This window comes from Brevundimonas sp. (genome assembly GCF_036405315.1).
Classification (GTDB): domain Bacteria; phylum Pseudomonadota; class Alphaproteobacteria; order Caulobacterales; family Caulobacteraceae; genus Brevundimonas.
Map to the genome: position 1 here is coordinate 1 of NZ_DASWXW010000223.1, position 16,459 is coordinate 16,459.

Genomic DNA, 16,459 nt, shown 5'->3' on the forward strand with positions numbered 1-16,459 from the left:
GGCGCCGGGGCGACAGTCAGGTCGGCGGCGAGAGCGGGCGCGGCCGGGGCGGTTTCCAGCGGCGGGGCGACGGAGGGGCTGGAGGCGCTCGACAGAGAGTCCGTGGCGGGCGCCTCGGCGGCCATCGGCGGGATGATCGGCGCGGGGACGGGGGCCAGCAGCCAGCCGGGCGCGGCGGCCTCGGCCGTCGTGGCGTCTTCAATTGCGGCGGCGTCCACGGATGCGGTCGCGGAAGCGTCGGCGGACGGGGCTGCGTCGTCCTGGGCGCCGGAAACGTCGGCCAGCAGGGCGGCGAACAGGGCGCCGTCAGCCGCCGTGTCGTCGGACACGCCGAGGCCCGCCGCGGTCGAGGCGGCGGGGGCGATGACGGACATGACGCTTTGAGCGGACATGGGGCGCAGGGCTGCTTTCGATGGGGGTCGGCGCCTGCTGCGCCCAAAGTGTTCGACAGGGCCTTCGCAAGCCTCGGGCCAAGTCCTGAATATCAAGGTATCCTATTGAAAATTAAGGAATCTGCTCTGTTTCTTGACCGTTTCAGCGCCCCTCGAGGCCCGGCGGTTCTTGCCGCGCCGCTACGCTTTTTGCCGGGCGGACACGGCGCCGGGCCTGACGAGTGAGGATGGCCTGCGATTTGCCCCTATGGTGGCGAACGCACAGAGGCTGAAAGTCGATGTTTAATAAAATCAATGGATTAGCCAGAAGGCTGAACCGGAAAGCCGGGCAAGATTTGCGCGCAGGCCAGCAAGGCTTGCCGGGCGCGGCCCCCTATGCGGCTCTGTGCGGAGGGCGTGTCTGATGTCGCTCAACTCGATCATGAACATCGCCACGTCGGGCATGAGCGCCGCCCAGACGCAGCTGCGCGTGGTTTCGGACAACGTCTCGAACGTCAACACGCCCGGCTATATCCGCAAGATCGCGGATCAGCAGGCCTGGGCCCAGCACGGCGTCGGCACGGGCGTCGAGATCACTCGCATTCGCCTGGCCACGGACCGCTTCCTTCAGGCCGCCAGCCTGAACGCCGGCGCCGAGGCGGGGCGGCAGAACGTGCGCTATGAACTGTTCGACCGCATCCAGTCGCTGTTCGGCGACCCGGGCGCGGACAGCGGCTTCTTTTCCCAGATCGACAGCATGTTCGCGGCCTTCGCCACCTCGGCCGAGAACGCGACCTCGGGGCCGATGCGCCAGGACGCCATCTACAAGACCCAGGCCCTGTTCGATGAATCCGCGCGCATCGCCAAACAGATCCAGGCCGTGCGCGAGGACGCCGACGGCCGGATCCAGAGCGCGGTCGAGCGCACCAACAGCCTGCTGGAGCAGATCGAGAAGCTGAACGTCGAAATCGCCAAGGCCAATGTGGTCGGGGCCGATTCCACGGGCGCCGAGACGGCGCAGGCGGGGCTGATCAACGAGCTGGCCGAACTGATGGACGTGCGCACCACGCCCCGTTCGGTCGGCGGCGTCGAGATCCGCACCGGGGCGGGCATCCTGCTGGCCGGGCAGGGCGCGGCCAGGCTGGAATACACGCGCGGCGGCGCGGTCTCGTCCGAGAGCGCCTTCGACGACATCTGGATCACCGAGCCCAACAGCCAGAGGCGCCCGCTGTCGGCGGGCCTGGCCTCGGGCGAGATCAAGGGGTTGATGGAGCTGCGCGACGTCGAGGCGCCGGCGGCGGCCGATCGTCTGGCCGAGCTGATGACCCGCCTCGCGGACGAACTGAACCGCGCCCACAACGCCTCGTCCTCCGTCCCGGCGCCGACCGTCCTGAACGGCCGCAACGTCGGTCAGTCGCTGGAGACGGCGCTGGAAGGATTCACCGGCAGGACCACCATCACCATCGTCAACGACCAGGGGGTGATCCAGAACTCGGCCGATATCGTCTTCTCGGGCGGGACCATGACGGTCAACGGCGTGGCGGCGACCCCGGCCACCTTTCTGGCCACGCTGAACGGCCAGTTGGGCGGGGCCACGGCCAGCTTCGTCAACGGCGTCCTCAGCATCGACGCGGGCGGCACCAACGGCGTCGCCATCGCCGACGATGCGACGACGCCCAGCAACAAGGCCGGACGCGGATTCTCTCACTATTTCGGCCTGAATGATCTGGTCTCGACCGACCGCCTGGCGCTTTACGACACTGGCCTGACGCCTGCGTCGCTGCACGGCTTCACCCCTGGCGAGACCCTGACGCTGCGGTTCAACGACGCCGCCGGGACCAAGATCCGCGATATCGCCGTGGCCGTGCCGGCGGGCGCGGGCACGGTGGCCGAGCTGCTGACGGCGCTGAACGACCCGGCGACCGGCGTGGGCCGGATGGGCACGTTCAGTCTGGACGCCAAGGGCGAGCTGACCTTCACTGGCCGGGGCGATCCGGCGCCGACCATGTCGGTGCAGGAGGATCGCACGACCCAGGTTCCCTCCGGCGTGTCGATGAGCGAACTGTTCGGCATCGGCGGCGTGCGCGCTTCGCGCGCCGACGGCTTCTCGGTGCGCGGCGACATCGTCAAGGACCCCGCGAAACTGGCGCTGGCGCAGTTGAATCTGGGCGTGGCGGCCGGAACGGCGGCGCTGAGCAAGAATGACGGGCGCGGCGCCCGCCTGCTGGCCGGCGCGGGCCAGAACGCGACGGCCTTCTCGGCGGCCGGCGGCGCGGCCAGCGGCTCGATGTCGGTGTCCCGCTATGCGTCGGAGCTGTCGGGCGAGATCGGCGGCAAGGCGACAATCGCCAAGAACCGGGCGACCAGCGCCCAGGCGCTCTATACCGAGGCCTCCGCCCGTCGGACCTCGAGCGAGGGCGTCAACATGGACGAGGAACTGGTGCTGATGACCACTTATCAGCAGGCCTTTAACGCTTCGGCGCGCCTTATCCAGGCAGCGTCTGAAATGTACGACACCCTGATCGGAATGATGCGATGAACCGCGTAGCGACGTTCGGAAACTACCAGTCGGCCCTGCTGCAGCTGATGGCGGCGCAGTCGCGCGGCGAGGAAGCGCAGAACAAGGTCAACACCAAGAAGAACGCTACGGATCTGGTCGGCTTTGGCCGCGGTTCCGAGACGATCAGCGCGCTCAAATCCAGCCAGACCCGGATTCAGGGGTTTATCGACACTTCCAAGACCGTCGCCGACCGGCTGACGACCCAGGATCTGGCGCTGGACCGCGTCGCCGACGCCGCGACGGCGGCGCGACAGGCCATCGCCAACGCCATCGCCGCCGGGCGGCTGGACGGCCTGATGTCGGAACTCGAGTCCCAGTTCCAGGTGGCCCAGGACGGCCTGAACACCAAGCATCAGGGCAAGTACGTCTTCTCGGGCGGGGCGGTGGATCAGCGCACGGTCAATGTCGCCGACCTGAACGCCCTGACAGCTCTGCCGGCGACGGCGGACGCCTTCAAGAACGATCAGCTGAAGCAGACGTCCTGGCTGGACGAAACGGTGACGATGGACACCGGCTTCCTGGCCAGCGACATCGGCCAGGCCTTGTTCGACGTGTTCCGCGACGTGCAGATCTTCCATCAGGGCACGCCGCTGACGGGCCAGATGACCGACGCCCAGCGCACCTTCCTGGCGACACAGATGACGCGCTTCGAAACCGCGGCCAAGGGCGTGATCGACGTCCAGGCCCAGAACGGCGCCAAGCAGGCCCGCGTGGATCAGCTGATTGAATCCCAGGAGACGCGGAAGATCTCGATCGACACCATCCTGTCGGGCAAGACGGACGCCAACATGGCCGAGGCGGTGACTGAACTGGAAATGGCCCAGATCGCCATCCAGGCTTCGGCCCAGGTGATCAGTCAACTGCGCCAGGTGTCGCTGCTCAACTATCTAAGCTGATATCGAGCAGGGCTCGGTCTCGCCCCTTGAGCGGGCGGCCACGCCTGGCTGAACGAAAAGCCGCGACCTGCGTTGATCAACCTGCGCCGTGGCGAGGAGAGCGAAGTTTTGCAGGGGCGGGCGGCCGAGGCATTGGGCGACGTGAAGTCATCGCGCGTTGACAGGGCCGTTCTTGCTCGGTCTAAGCCTTGCCATGTCGAACGCGCCGACGGACAGTGGCATCCAGGGAGGGTGCGAGACCATGCCCCAGCCCATGCTTGAGCCCAAGTCCATGCGTCCACTGCAATCCGCGCCTATGGTCTGATCGATGAATCGGACGGCCCAGTACGAAATTCGGGACGGTGAAGGACGGACGGTCACGTTGCGTCTGAGCGGCGACTGGTCGACGACCGGCATCGGCCGTCAGGGCGATCGTCTTGAGGCCGAACTGGCGGGTCGCGCAGTTGGCGCGCTGGATCTGACGGAACTCGGCCGCTTTGACACGGCGGGGGCCCTGGCGGTCGCTCAGGCCACGTCCCAGCCGATCCCCGAGGCGGCCTGGGCGGAGCGGCCCGAGGCGGGGCGCATCTACGCGATGATCGAGAAGCTGGATCGCGAATCCTGCGCGCCGCCGCGTCGCTCGCATCCGATCACCCGCACCTTCGCCAAGATCGGCCTGGGCGTTTATGATTTCGCGGCCGAGGCCATGCTGTCGCTGGCCTTCCTGGGGCGGCTGATCGTGGCCGTGGGATCGGCGTTGAAGCACCCGCGGGCGATCCGCTGGCCGGCCTGGTTCAGCCAGGCCGAGCGGGCGGGACTGGACGCCATCCCCATCATCGCCGTGACCAACTTCTTCATCGGCGCGGTCATCGCCTTCCTGGGGGCCAATCTGCTGACCCAGTTCGGCGCGGGCGTCTTCACGGTCCAGCTGGTCGCCGTGTCGGTGCTGCGCGAGTTCGCCGTGGTCATCACCTCGGTGCTGCTGGCGGGCCGATCGGCTTCGTCCTTCGCCGCCGAGATCGGTTCGATGCGTATGAACCAGGAAGTCGACGCCATGCAGGTCATGGGAGTCAGTCCCTTCCAGGCCCTGGTGATCCCGCGTCTGGCGGCCATGCTGCTCATGCTGCCGTTGCTGACCTTCGTCGGCATGGTGACGGGCCTGTTCGGCGGCGCCCTGGTGACGTGGAGCGAACTGTCCTACGGCCCGGCCTTCTTCATCCAGCGCATCACCGAGGATCCGGCGATGGACACCCATTTGATGGTCGGCCTGATCAAGGCGCCTGTCTTCGCCGTGGTGATCGCCGCGATCGGCTGCCGCCAGGGCATGTCGGTGGCCGGCGACGTCGAGAGCCTGGGGCGTCGGGTGACGGCCGCCGTGGTGCAGGCCATCTTCGCCATCATCTTCCTCGACGCCGTCTTCGCCATGATCTTCCTGGAGCTGAACCTGTGACAGCCCGTCAGGACAAGCCTCAGCGCGAAACCGTCATCGAGGTGCGCGGCCTGCTGAGCCAGTTCGGCGACCGGGTGATCCATCAGGATTTGAATCTGGATGTGCGGCGCGGCGAGGTTCTGGGCGTCGTCGGCGGCTCCGGCACCGGCAAGACCGTGCTGCTGAACTCCATCATCGGCCTGAAACAGCCCGAGGGCGGCTCGGTCAAGCTGTTCGGCTACGACCGCGACGCCATGAACAAGGCCGAGGCGGCCGAGGTCGAGCGCCGCACCGGGGTCCTGTTCCAGCAGGGGGCCCTGTTTTCGTCCCTGACCGTGCTGGACAATGTGGCCTCGCCCCTGGTCGAGCACACCAACCTGCCGCGCAGCACCATCCGCGAACTGGCCGAGATGAAGATCGCCATGGTCGGCTTGAAGCCCGAGGCCCTCTATCTGAAGCCGGCCGAGCTGTCGGGCGGGATGAGGAAGCGCGTCGGCTTGGCTCGCGCCCTGGCGCTGGACCCCGAGCTGATCTTCCTGGACGAGCCGACGGCGGGACTGGACCCTATCGGGGCTGCCGCCTTCGATCAGCTGATCCGGGACCTGTCGGACGACCTGGACCTGACGGTCTTCATGATCACCCACGACCTCGACAGCCTCTACGCCATCTGTGACGAGGTGGCGGTGCTGGCTGACAAGCACGTCGTTGAAAAGGCCACGGTTCAGGAACTTGAGCGTTCCGATCATCCGTGGATCAGGGAATACTTCCTGGGGCCGCGCGGACGCGCCGCCCACAAGGCCGCTTGAGGAGAGCGGGACGAAATGGAAAGAGACGCCCACTACGCCGCCGTCGGCATCGCCACAGTCGCCCTTCTGGCGGCTCTGGCCGTATTCACGATCTGGCTGGCCCGATTGCAGTTCAACAACGACTTCGATGTCTATGACATCGTCTTCTACGGCCCCGTGCGCGGTCTGTCGGAAGGCGGCGAGGTCCACTTCAACGGCATTCGCGTCGGCGAGGTCACGGCCCTGAACCTGGACCCCAAGAAGGGGGATCAGGTCATCGCTCGCGTCCGCCTGAACGGCACGACGCCGGTGCGCGTCACCTCGCGCGCCCAGTTGGAGCCGCAGGGCATCACCGGCCTGAACTACATCCAGATCACGGCGGGCGAGCCGAGCAGCGCCCTGCTGAAGGATCAGTATCCCGAGAACGTCATTCCGGTGATCCAGAGCCAACCCAGCCCCATCGCCGAACTGCTCAGCGGATCAGGCACGGTGCTGGCCCAGACCGTGGACGCCCTGAACCGCATCAATCGGGTCCTGTCGGACGACAATATCCGCAGCTTCTCGTCCAGCGTGAAGAACGTCGAGGGCCTGACCGCCGAGCTGGAAGCCCGCAAGGGCATGTTCCAGCAGTTGGAAGAGACCTTGACCAAGGCCAACGCCGCCGTCGGCGAGTATCAGGCCCTTGGCGTCAGCGCGCGTCAGATGGTCGACACCGACGGCAAGCAGGCCATCGCCAACATCAACAAGGCGACCCAGGAAGCCCAGGCCGCCATCGCCTCGATTAATCGCTCGGCCACGGGTCTGGAAGGCCCGTTGGGCGATTTCGGCACGCAGACGGTGCCGCAGTTGAACGACACCATCCGCCAGCTGGATCAGGCGACGCGCTCGCTGCAGTCGCTGATCGATAATGTGCGTGAAAGCCCGCGCGACTTCATCGGCAAGGCGCCGTCCAAGGAAATCGAGGTGCAGCCATGATCCGTTCTTCTCTTCTGATCGCGGCCGCGTCTGTGGCCCTGTCCGGCTGCGCCCTGCTGGCGACGCCTGACCCGGTCCAGCTCTATCGTTTCGGCGGCGGCTCGGCCTTCGCCGGAACGGGGGCGACCTCGGCCTGCCCGGACGTCCATGTCTCCATGCGCCGCATCGACTTTCCCGAGGCGTCGCGCGGCGATCGCATCCTGGCCGTGACCGGGGCCGAAGCCGCCTACATCAAGGGCGCGCGCTGGGTGTCGCCGGCCGAGACCCTGTTCGAGGAAGCCCTGCGCAACGCCTTTGCCGACGGCGGGACCTGCACGGTCCTGAGCAGCGGGCCGCTGACGCGCGACGGCCTGCTGTTGAGCGTGGACGTGCGCCGGTTCGAGGCGGCCTACGCCGCGCCGGGCGCCGCGCCGGACGCGAACATCGTGGTTCTGCTGCGCCTGGTGCGGCCGGGCGACCGCACCATCGTGGCCGAGGACCGCATCTCGGTCAGCGAAAGCGCCGGCGAGAACCGCCAGTCGGCCATCGTCGCCGCCTTCGACCGCGCCACCGCCGAGGCCAGCCGCCAGATCGTCCTGTGGACAGATCAGCAGGGTTTCCAGGCGACGCGGAACTGATGTCCTTCTCCCTTGAGGGGAGAAGGATGAGTTGAAAAAACCCCGGCGGCCTCGCGGTCGCCGGGGTTTCGCTTTTCAGGCGGGCAGGACGGGCGGTTCAGCCCAGGTTCGCGGCCACTGTGTAGTCGGCCTCGGTCTTGGCCGCGACCTCGTCCAGGGTCACGCCCTCGGCCAGTTCGATCAGCTCCAGGCCCGAACCGTCCGGCTTGACGTCGAAGACGGCCAGGTCGGTGATGATGCGGCTGACCACGCCCGTGCCGGTCAGCGGCAGGGTGCAGGCTTTCAGCACCTTGGACTGGCCGTGCTTGTTGGCGTGCTCCATGACCACGACCACGCGCTTGACGCCCGCGACCAGGTCCATGGCGCCGCCCATGCCCTTCACCAGCTTGCCGGGGATCATCCAGTTGGCGATGTCGCCGTTCTGGGCCACTTCCATGGCGCCCAGGATCGACAGGTTGATGTGGCCGCCGCGGATCATGGCGAAGCTGTCCGCGGAGCTGAAATAGCTGCTCTCGGGGATTTCGGTGATCGTCTGCTTGCCGGCGTTGATCAGGTCGGGATCTTCCTCGCCCTCATAGGGGAAGGGCCCCATGCCCAGCATGCCGTTCTCCGATTGCAGGGTCACGACCATGCCTTCGGGGATGTAGTTGGCTACCAGGGTCGGGATGCCGATGCCCAGGTTCACGTAGAAACCGTCCTGCAGCTCCTTGGCGGCGCGTTCAGCCAGTTGTTCGCGGGTACGGGCCATCAGGCGACTTCCTTCTTGCGGACGGTGCGCTGTTCGATGCGCTTCTCGGACACGGTCTGGATCAGGCGGTCGACATAGATCCCCGGCGTATGGATGTGGTCGGGGTCCAGAGAGCCGACGGGCACGATTTCCTCGACCTCGACAAGCGTGACCTTGCCGGCCGTGGCCATCATCGGATTGAAGTTGCGGGCGGTCTTGCGGAAGACGAGGTTGCCGCGCTCATCGGCCTTCCACGCCTTGATGATGGCGAGGTCAGCCACCAGGCCGGTCTCCATCACATAGTCACGGCCGTCGAAGTTGCGCACTTCCTTGCCTTCGGCGACCAGGGTGCCGACGCCGGTGGCGGTGAAGAAGGCGGGGATGCCCGCGCCGCCCGCGCGGATGCGCTCGGCCAGGGTGCCCTGGGGATTGAACTCCAGCTGCAGTTCGCCGGCCAGGTACTGGCGCTCGAATTCCTTGTTTTCGCCGACGTAGGACGAGATCATCTTGGCGATCTGCTTGGTCTCCAGCAACTGGCCCAGGCCGAAGCCGTCCACGCCCGCGTTGTTGGAGATGACGGTCAGTCCCTTGACACCCGAGGCCTTCAGCCCGGCGATCAGGTTTTCGGGAATGCCGCACAGGCCGAAACCTCCGGACATGACGGTCATCCCGTCAAAGGTCAGGCCTTCCAGCGCGGACGTGACGTCAGCGTAGATCTTGCGCATCGCTCTCCCTTTTTCATCGTTTGGTGAATATTGTGATCTTATCCGTCCTTAATGCGCGGGCGGCCGGCGGGCAAGCGTCTGTGGGCCGGGCGTCGGCTTTCGACGTCGCCTTTCGGGTTGACCCCCGGGCAAGCCGCCCCCTAGACCAGAGCACAATAAATAATTCTGGGCATCCAGATCCTTTTGGGGGAAGCGTTCCATGCGTCGTCAACTGTTGAAGCAGGCCCTGCCTGCCCTGGTCATTCTGGCCGCCGTGCCCGCCCTGGCCATGCCCGCCGCCGCCCAGGCGCCCGCCGCCCCGACCTATCAGCAGCCGCCGCAACCGATCGCTCAGATTCTGGACTCCAAGCCCAACCCGACGGCCAGCCTCAGCCCGGACCGCCAGACCCTGCTGCTGCAGGACCGCGCCAACCTGCCGAGCATCGCCGAACTGGCCGAGCCCATGCTGCGTCTGGCCGGATATCGCATCAATCCCCAGAACAACGGCCCGGCCAACAGCCGCGTGACCTGGCTGACCGGCCTCAGCTTCCAGACCGTTGACGGCGGCGCGGCGCGCGTCGTGGCCGGTCTGCCGGCCGACGCCCGCCTGACCAATGTCAGCTGGGCGCCGAACGGCAAGGCCGTGGCCTTCCTGCTGAACACTCCGACCGGGCTGGAGCTGTGGACCGCCGACGTGGCTTCGGCCCAGGCGCGCCGCCTGACGGGCCCGAGCGTCAACGCCGCCGCCGGCTCGGGCTTCAGCTGGCTGCCCGACGCCTCGGGTCTGCTGGTTCAGGCCGTGCCCGCCGGGCGTCGCGCCGCGCCCGACGTGACGCGCCCGCCCTCGGGTCCGACCGTGGCCGAGACCGGCGGCCGCGCGGCCCCGGTGCGCACCTATCAGGACCTTCTGTCCAATGCGGGCGACGAGGCCCTGTTCGACCATTACTTCACCAGCCAGCTGACCGTCGTGCCGCTGAACGGCCGCGCGCGCACCCTGGGCCAGCCAGGCGTCTTCCTGAACGCCTCGGTGTCGCCGGACGGCCGCTTCATCCTGCAGACGCGCGCCAAGAAGCCCTATTCCTATGTCGTGCCCGCCAATCTCTTCCCGGCGGATGTCGTCATCACCGACATGAACGGGCGCGAGGTTCACCGCGTGGCCGACCTGCCGCTGCGCGACAACGTGCCGACGCCGTTCGACGCCGTGGCCCCCGGTCCGCGCGCGGCCCAGTGGCGCGCCGACGCCGACGCTGTCCTGGTCTGGGTCGAGGCCCAGGACGGCGGTGATCCGCGCAACGCCGCCGAGGTCCGCGATCGCGTATTCATGCTGCCGGCGCCCTTCAACGACCGTCCGCGCACCCTGGTGGATCTGAAGGAACGCTATTCCGGCGTGCAGTGGGGCCGCGACGACGTGGCCATCGTCAACAGCCGCTGGTTCAACACCCGTCACGAAACCCGCACCCTGGTCGATCCGTCGAACCCCGGCGCGGGCCGCGTCCTGGTCGATCGCAACTATCAGGACCGCTACAATGATCCGGGCACGGTGGTGGTCGAGCCGAACGCGCGCGGCCGTTCGGTCATCCGCTTCACCGCCGACGGGACCAAGGTCTTCGTCGAGGGCGACGGCGCGACGCGTCAGGGCGAGTATCCCTTCCTCGACACCCTGGACCTGAAGACCGGCGAGACCGAGCGTCTGTGGCGCTCGGCCCAGGGCGAGTTCGAGACCGTCGTCGGCATCCTGGACGACGCGGGCCGCAAGCTGATCACCTATCGCGAGAGCCGCACCGATCCGGCCAACCTGCGCCTGCGGGACCTGGACGGCGGCGTGACGCAACTGACCCAGTTCCCCGATCCGGCCCCGCAGCTGGCTGACGTCAGCCGACAGCTGATCACCTACAAGCGCGACGACGGCGTCGAGCTGTCGGGCACCCTCTATCTGCCCGCCGGTTACGACAAGGATCGCGATGGTCCGTTGCCGCTGCTGATGTGGGCCTATCCGGCCGAGTTCACCGACGCCGCCGTGGCCGGTCAGGTGGTCGACACCGAGAACCGCTTCGTTCGCCCGACCGGCATCAGCCACCTGTTCCTGCTGACCCAGGGCTACGCCATCCTCGACAACCCCTCCATGCCCATCGTCGGCAAGGACGGGGCCGAGCCGAACGACACCTACATCGAGCAGTTGTCGGCCAGCGCCAAGGCGGCGGTCGATGCGGTGGTGGCCCTGGGCGTCGCCGACCGCGACCGGATCGCCGTGGGCGGCCACTCCTACGGCGCCTTCATGACGGCCAACCTGCTGGCCCACACCGACCTGTTCAAGACCGGCATCGCGCGCTCGGGCGCCTACAACCGCACCCTGACGCCGTTCGGCTTCCAGGCCGAGCAGCGGTCCTACTGGGAGGCGACCGAGACCTATAATGCGATGGCGCCCTTCACCTACGCCAACAAGGTCAATGAGCCGATCCTGCTGATCCACGGCGGCGCCGACGACAACTCGGGCACCTTCCCGGTCCAGTCGGAGCGCTTCTATGCGGCGCTGAAGGGCAACGGGGCGACGGTGCGCTATGTCGTCCTGCCGCTGGAAGCCCACGGCTACCGCGCGCGGGAATCGGTCGGTCATACCCAGTGGGAAATGGTCAGCTGGCTGAACCGCTACCTGAAGCCGACGGCGGCGGCGGCGCAGTAAGACGCTTCTTTCCTCCCTGTTCGCGGAGCGAATAGGGAGGAAAGGTCAGGGGTTTATCTGTCCCATTCTGGCACATCGCCATAGAGGCCGGACAGGAAGTCGATGAAGGCCCGCACCCGGTTCTCGGCCCGCGCCCGTCCGGCGGTCAGGGCGAAGACAGCGACGTCGGACGCCCCGGCATATCGCGGCAAAACCCGCGTCAGCCGCCCGTCGCGCAGTTCATCCCCCACGTCCCAGGTCGAGCGCAGGGCGATGCCGGCCCCCGCAAGCACCAGTTCACGCGCCACTTCCGACGAGTTGGTCCGTACCCGACTGCGGGCGCGGAAGGTGACGGGACCATCCGGGCCTTCGAGGCGCCAGGCCGACTGGTTCTCGGCCGCCAGCTGGGCGTGGGCGCGCAGGTCGTCCAGCGTCCGCGGCGCGCCATGTTCGGCCAGATAGGCGGGCGCAGCGCACAGGACGCGGCGGTTCGGGGCCAGCCGGTGCATGGCCGGATTGTCGTTCTCAAAGCTGCCGATGCGCACCGCCACGTCCACGTCCTCGGCCATCAGGTCGACGAAGGCGTCGCTGAGGTTCAGCTCCAACGTCAGCCGGGGATGGGCGTCGAGGAAGGGCGTCAGCAGCGGGGCCAGGCGCCGCCGTCCGAACGAGGTCGGGGCCGAGACGCGCAGCAGGCCGCGCGCCTGAGTGGTGCGGCGCGACACCAGGGCTTCCAGGTCCTCGACCCCGTCCAGAAGCTGCATCGCCCGGTCATAGACCAGCCGCCCGGCCTCGGTCGGGGCCAGCCTGCGCGATGTGCGCTCGATCAGCCGCACTCCCAGCCGATCCTCCAGCCGCGCCAGCCGGCGTGAGGCCACGGCGGGCGACAGGTCCAGCCTTCGGGCGGCGGCGGACAGGCTGCCTTCCTCCAGAGCGCGGACGAAGATCTCATACTCGGCCAGCATGGCGCGGTCTCATCATTGCTATTCATGCAAAGATAGATGCCGATCTTCGCCGTGGCTAGGCGGCGGCCGGCGGGGCTAGAGTTCAGGCTCAAGGAGAGCCCGCCATGTCCGCCACCTATGTCCGTCACGGAAGCCTGAGCGTCGCCGCCGAACTGGACGCCTTCGTGCGCGACGAGGCGGCGCCCGGCACGGGCGTGACACCCGACGCCTTCTGGGCCGGAATGGAAGGGCTGGTGGTCGAATATGCGCCGAAGAACCGGGCCCTGCTGGCGCGCCGCGACGACCTGCAGGCCCAACTCGACGACTGGCACCGCGCCCATCCGGGCCAGCCGGACCCCGAGGCCTATCAGGCCTTCCTGCGCGCGATCGGCTACATCGAACCCGAGCGGGCGGACATCCGCGCCGAGACGGCCAACGTCGATCCCGAGATCGCCACTCTGGCCGGGCCGCAACTGGTCGTGCCCCTGACCAACGCCCGCTATCTGCTGAACGCCACCAATGCGCGCTGGGGCAGCCTGTACGACGCCCTCTACGGCACGGACGCCCTGGGCGAGGCGCCGAAAGGCGGCGGCTATGATGCCGAGCGCGGGGCCAGGGTCATCGTGCGCGCCCGCGCTCTGCTGGATCAGGCGGCGCCCCTGGCCGAGGGCGGACATGCGGATGCGGTGGAATACCGTATCGAAGACGGGCGGCTGGTCGTCGCCCTGTCCGGCGGGCGGACGACGGGTCTGGCCGATCCCGCCGTCTTCGTCGGCCATGCGGGCGAGGCGGGGGCGCCCTCGGGCGTCCTGCTGCGCCACAACGGCCTGCATCTCGAGATCGTCATCGACCGCGATCACCGTATCGGGCGCACCGATCCGGCGGGCGTGGCCGACGTCTTGGCCGAGGCCGCCCTGTCGGTCATCGCCGACGCCGAGGACAGCGTCGCGGCGGTGGACGCCGAGGACAAGCGGCTGGTCTACGCCAACTGGCTGGGCCTGATGCGCGGCGACCTGTCGGCGGGCTTCGTCAAGGACGGCCAGACGATGCAGCGGCGCATGAGCGGCGACCGCGCCTATAGGGCGCCGGACGGTTCGGCCCTGTCGCTGAAGGGCCGAAGCCTGCTGATGGTCCGCAACGTCGGCCTGCACCTGACCACCGACGCCGTTCTGGACGGGGAGGGGCGTGAGGTTCCCGAGAGTCTGCTCGACATCGCCATGACCGGCCTGATCGGCCTGCACGACCTGAAGCGCCCGACGGATCAGCGCAACAGCCCTGCCGGCTCCATCTATGTGGTGCGGCCCAAGATGCATGGTTCGGAGGAGGTCGCCTTCGCCGACGCCGTCTTCGGCGCGGTCGAGGCCATGCTTGGCCTGCCGCCGCTGACGATCAAGATGGGCATCATGGACGAGGAGCGGCGCACCAGCGTCAACCTGACCAACTGCATCGCGGCGGCCAAGGGGCGTGTCGCCTTCATCAACACCGGCTTCCTGGACCGCACCGGCGACGAGATCCATTCGGTGATGGAAGGCGGACCGGTGGTCCGCAAGGAGGCGATCCGCAACACCGGCTGGATCAAGGCCTATGAGGATCGCAATGTCGACATTGGCCTGAAGGCGGGGCTGTCGGGCCGGGCCCAGATCGGCAAGGGCATGTGGGCGGCGCCGGACCGCATGGGCGAGATGCTGGGGACCAAGGCCGGCCATCCGCGCGCCGGGGCCTCGACCGCCTGGGTCCCCTCGCCGACGGCGGCGACCCTGCATGCCCTGCACTATCACGAGGTCGATGTCTGGGCCCGTCAGGCCGAGATCGCGCAGCGTCCCGCCACCGGGCTGACGCCGCTGCTGACACCGCCGTTCGCGACCCAGGCGCCGACCGCCGACGAGATCCGCCAGGAGCTGGACAACAACGCCCAGGGCATCCTCGGCTATGTCGTGCGCTGGATCGATCAGGGCGTCGGCTGCTCCAAGGTGCCGGACATCCACGACGTCGGCCTGATGGAGGACCGGGCCACCCTGCGCATCTCCAGCCAGCATCTGGCCAACTGGCTGCGCCACGGCGTGGTCACGGAAGGCGAGGCGAGGGCGGCGCTGGAGCGGATGGCGGTGGTGGTCGATCGCCAGAACGCCGGCGATCCGGCCTATCGCCCGCTGGCGCCCGGCTTCGACGGCGCAGCGTGGCGCGCCGCCTGCGACCTGGTGTTCAAGGCGCGGGCGCAGCCCAACGGCTACACTGAGCACCTGCTGACGGCCTGGCGACGCGCCGCCAAGGCCGAGCGAAGCCTGCGCTAAAACGCCGCTTTCCCATAATGGGGCAATTGCTTGCCAAAGCTTAACGGCGACCGTAGAACGGCGGTCGTTAACGTTTCATTAACCCTTGCGGGCAGGGCTTGACGCCGCCTTCACCGCATGGGTGTGCCAAAATGGGATGGCACATCTCTTGGAACGCTGACCAACGAACCCCCTCCTGGTGGCGGGGGCGCCGCAGTTTGCGGCTTGGGGAGGCGAATGGTGGGCTGGTTTCTGACCCCTTCAAAGGTGTGTGCGGCTGCGCGTCCGATGGCGCGCGTCGCCGGGTTCGCGGCGCTGGCGCTGGCGACTGCGGCGGCTTCGACGGCGTCGGCTCATGATCGGGATCACGACGACGACCGTGACGGCAGCACGCGCCTGGAGGTCGTCCTCAACGGCCGTATCGCGCCCGTCTGCAAGTTGTCGGGCGGCGGCGACATCGATTTCGGCGTCCTTGACGGCAATGAGCAGGCCGACGCCAGCTTCGGTCTGGGCTGCAACGTGCCCTTCGATCTGAGCTTCCAGTCGACCCGGGGCGGACTGGCGCACGCCACCAAGCCGCGGGGCGAGGGGCCCTTCGCCGGAACGCTGGGCTACACGCTGAATGTCGCGGTGCCGACGCTGAGCCCGGGGCCCGGCCTGATGAGCGGCTCCTTCTCCAGCCAGGATCTGATGGGACGCAAGACCCTGAGCAGCGGCGAGGGCGTGGCCGCCGGCGGCGGGCGAATCCAGATCCGCACCCAGGTCCCTGGCGGGGCGGGCCTGCTGGCGGGAGAGTATTCCGAAACTCTGACCGTCACTGTCGCGCCGAGGGTATAGTTTTTACCGTACCGAGATGGGTTTTTTCGGATTTGTCCTGAGTAAAATTATCCGACTATCAGATTTTGTTGAGTGAAAAGAATTCGCTTTTCAGGTGAATTTTGAAAACTATATGCAGAACGTGGTTCTTTTTCCTTGACGTTTTGTTTTTGTAAAATGTAAAACTTTCCGCAGATCGAGGGGCGATTGTCTTCAATCTCGATCGAACCTTTTTCAGATTCTTGCTTGGAGATCACGCAATGAAGATCGCATCGCTTTTCGCCGGGGCTGCTGTCCTGGCACTGTCCGCCGCCGCCGCTCAGGCCGGCGACGTCTATCACGCCTCTCTGACCACCAGCGCCGCTGGCGGTCCCGCCATCAATATCCCGGGTGCAGGTCCGGTCGGCGTTTCGCCGAACTTCACCTTCAATGAGGCCTATACTCAGGCTGGTCTGCCCGCCAATACGGCGATCGACTATCTGAAGGGGATTAGCCCCTCGATCATCAATAACTCGAACGCCAATATCTCGATGATCGAGATCCAGGGGCATTCGGAGAACAACAACGGCACGGCGTCGACCACGGTCGGCGCGACCTTCACCCTGAAGGGCAACGTCACCAAGGACTGCGCCTACTACACGGGCAACGCCTCGACGACGGTCGATTTCGGCACCATCGGCATCTACGCCTCGGACAGCACCGGCCCGGCCGCTGCGTTCGACATGAC

13 protein-coding genes and 1 pseudogene are annotated in these 16,459 nt (G+C 67.3%); 10 read left to right on the forward strand and 4 right to left on the reverse strand.

Annotated features, from left to right (window positions below; translation table 11 throughout):
- Positions 1 to 392: pseudogene (locus VGE49_RS13605) on the reverse strand (hypothetical protein); the annotation flags it as partial.
- A gap of 403 nt (positions 393 to 795) precedes the next feature.
- Between VGE49_RS13605 and flgK the strand changes: the two are divergent.
- From flgK to VGE49_RS13635, 6 genes are all read left to right on the forward strand, one after another.
- Positions 796 to 2,910, forward strand: a complete 2,115-nt coding sequence (gene flgK / locus VGE49_RS13610; RefSeq protein WP_331035075.1) for a flagellar hook-associated protein FlgK — start codon at positions 796 to 798, stop codon at positions 2,908 to 2,910.
- The gene (locus tag VGE49_RS13615; protein ID WP_331035076.1) at positions 2,907 to 3,827 is read left to right on the forward strand and encodes a flagellin; all 921 of its coding nucleotides are present in this window, start codon (positions 2,907 to 2,909) and stop codon (positions 3,825 to 3,827) included. Before flgK ends, VGE49_RS13615 begins: the two co-directional genes overlap by 4 nt.
- A gap of 307 nt (positions 3,828 to 4,134) precedes the next feature.
- Positions 4,135 to 5,256: an ABC transporter permease gene (locus VGE49_RS13620; protein WP_331035077.1), complete on the forward strand. Its 1,122-nt coding sequence runs from the start codon at positions 4,135 to 4,137 to the stop codon at positions 5,254 to 5,256.
- Positions 5,253 to 6,041, forward strand: coding sequence for an ABC transporter ATP-binding protein (locus VGE49_RS13625; RefSeq protein WP_331035078.1), 789 nt, complete (start codon positions 5,253 to 5,255; stop codon positions 6,039 to 6,041). The genes VGE49_RS13620 and VGE49_RS13625 overlap by 4 nt, the downstream gene beginning before the upstream one ends.
- Before the next feature lie 15 nt (positions 6,042 to 6,056).
- Positions 6,057 to 6,995, forward strand: a complete 939-nt coding sequence (locus VGE49_RS13630) for an MlaD family protein (RefSeq protein WP_331035079.1) — start codon at positions 6,057 to 6,059, stop codon at positions 6,993 to 6,995.
- A complete protein-coding gene (locus VGE49_RS13635; RefSeq protein ID WP_331035080.1) occupies positions 6,992 to 7,612 on the forward strand; it encodes an ABC-type transport auxiliary lipoprotein family protein in 621 nt (206 codons plus the stop codon). Before VGE49_RS13630 ends, VGE49_RS13635 begins: the two co-directional genes overlap by 4 nt.
- Positions 7,613 to 7,709: 97 nt before the next feature.
- On the opposite strand, the gene VGE49_RS13640 is transcribed toward VGE49_RS13635, so the two are convergent.
- Entirely contained in the window at positions 7,710 to 8,360 is a 651-nt protein-coding gene (locus VGE49_RS13640) for a 3-oxoacid CoA-transferase subunit B (protein WP_331035081.1), read from the reverse strand.
- The gene (locus tag VGE49_RS13645) at positions 8,360 to 9,064 is read right to left on the reverse strand and encodes a CoA transferase subunit A (protein WP_331035082.1); all 705 of its coding nucleotides are present in this window, start codon (positions 9,062 to 9,064) and stop codon (positions 8,360 to 8,362) included. The genes VGE49_RS13640 and VGE49_RS13645 overlap by 1 nt, the downstream gene beginning before the upstream one ends.
- Before the next feature lie 199 nt (positions 9,065 to 9,263).
- On the opposite strand from VGE49_RS13645, the gene VGE49_RS13650 reads away from it, so the two are divergent.
- Positions 9,264 to 11,723 (forward strand): S9 family peptidase, encoded by a 2,460-nt coding sequence (locus VGE49_RS13650; protein WP_331035083.1) that lies wholly within the window; start codon positions 9,264 to 9,266, stop codon positions 11,721 to 11,723.
- A gap of 53 nt (positions 11,724 to 11,776) precedes the next feature.
- On the opposite strand, the gene VGE49_RS13655 is transcribed toward VGE49_RS13650, so the two are convergent.
- Positions 11,777 to 12,667 (reverse strand): LysR family transcriptional regulator, encoded by an 891-nt coding sequence (locus VGE49_RS13655; RefSeq protein ID WP_331035084.1) that lies wholly within the window; start codon positions 12,665 to 12,667, stop codon positions 11,777 to 11,779.
- Positions 12,668 to 12,771: 104 nt separating this feature from the next.
- Here VGE49_RS13655 and VGE49_RS13660 point away from each other — a divergent pair, with 104 nt between their 5' ends.
- The 3 genes from VGE49_RS13660 to VGE49_RS13670 form a co-directional block, all read left to right on the forward strand.
- On the forward strand, positions 12,772 to 14,937 hold the full coding sequence (locus VGE49_RS13660) for a malate synthase G (protein ID WP_331035085.1): 2,166 nt from the start codon (positions 12,772 to 12,774) through the stop codon (positions 14,935 to 14,937).
- Between the two features lie 267 nt (positions 14,938 to 15,204).
- Positions 15,205 to 15,753 (forward strand): hypothetical protein, encoded by a 549-nt coding sequence (locus VGE49_RS13665; protein WP_331035086.1) that lies wholly within the window; start codon positions 15,205 to 15,207, stop codon positions 15,751 to 15,753.
- 239 nt (positions 15,754 to 15,992) lie between these two features.
- The coding region (locus VGE49_RS13670) for a hypothetical protein (protein WP_331035087.1) at positions 15,993 to 16,459 on the forward strand (467 nt) is incomplete at its 3' end.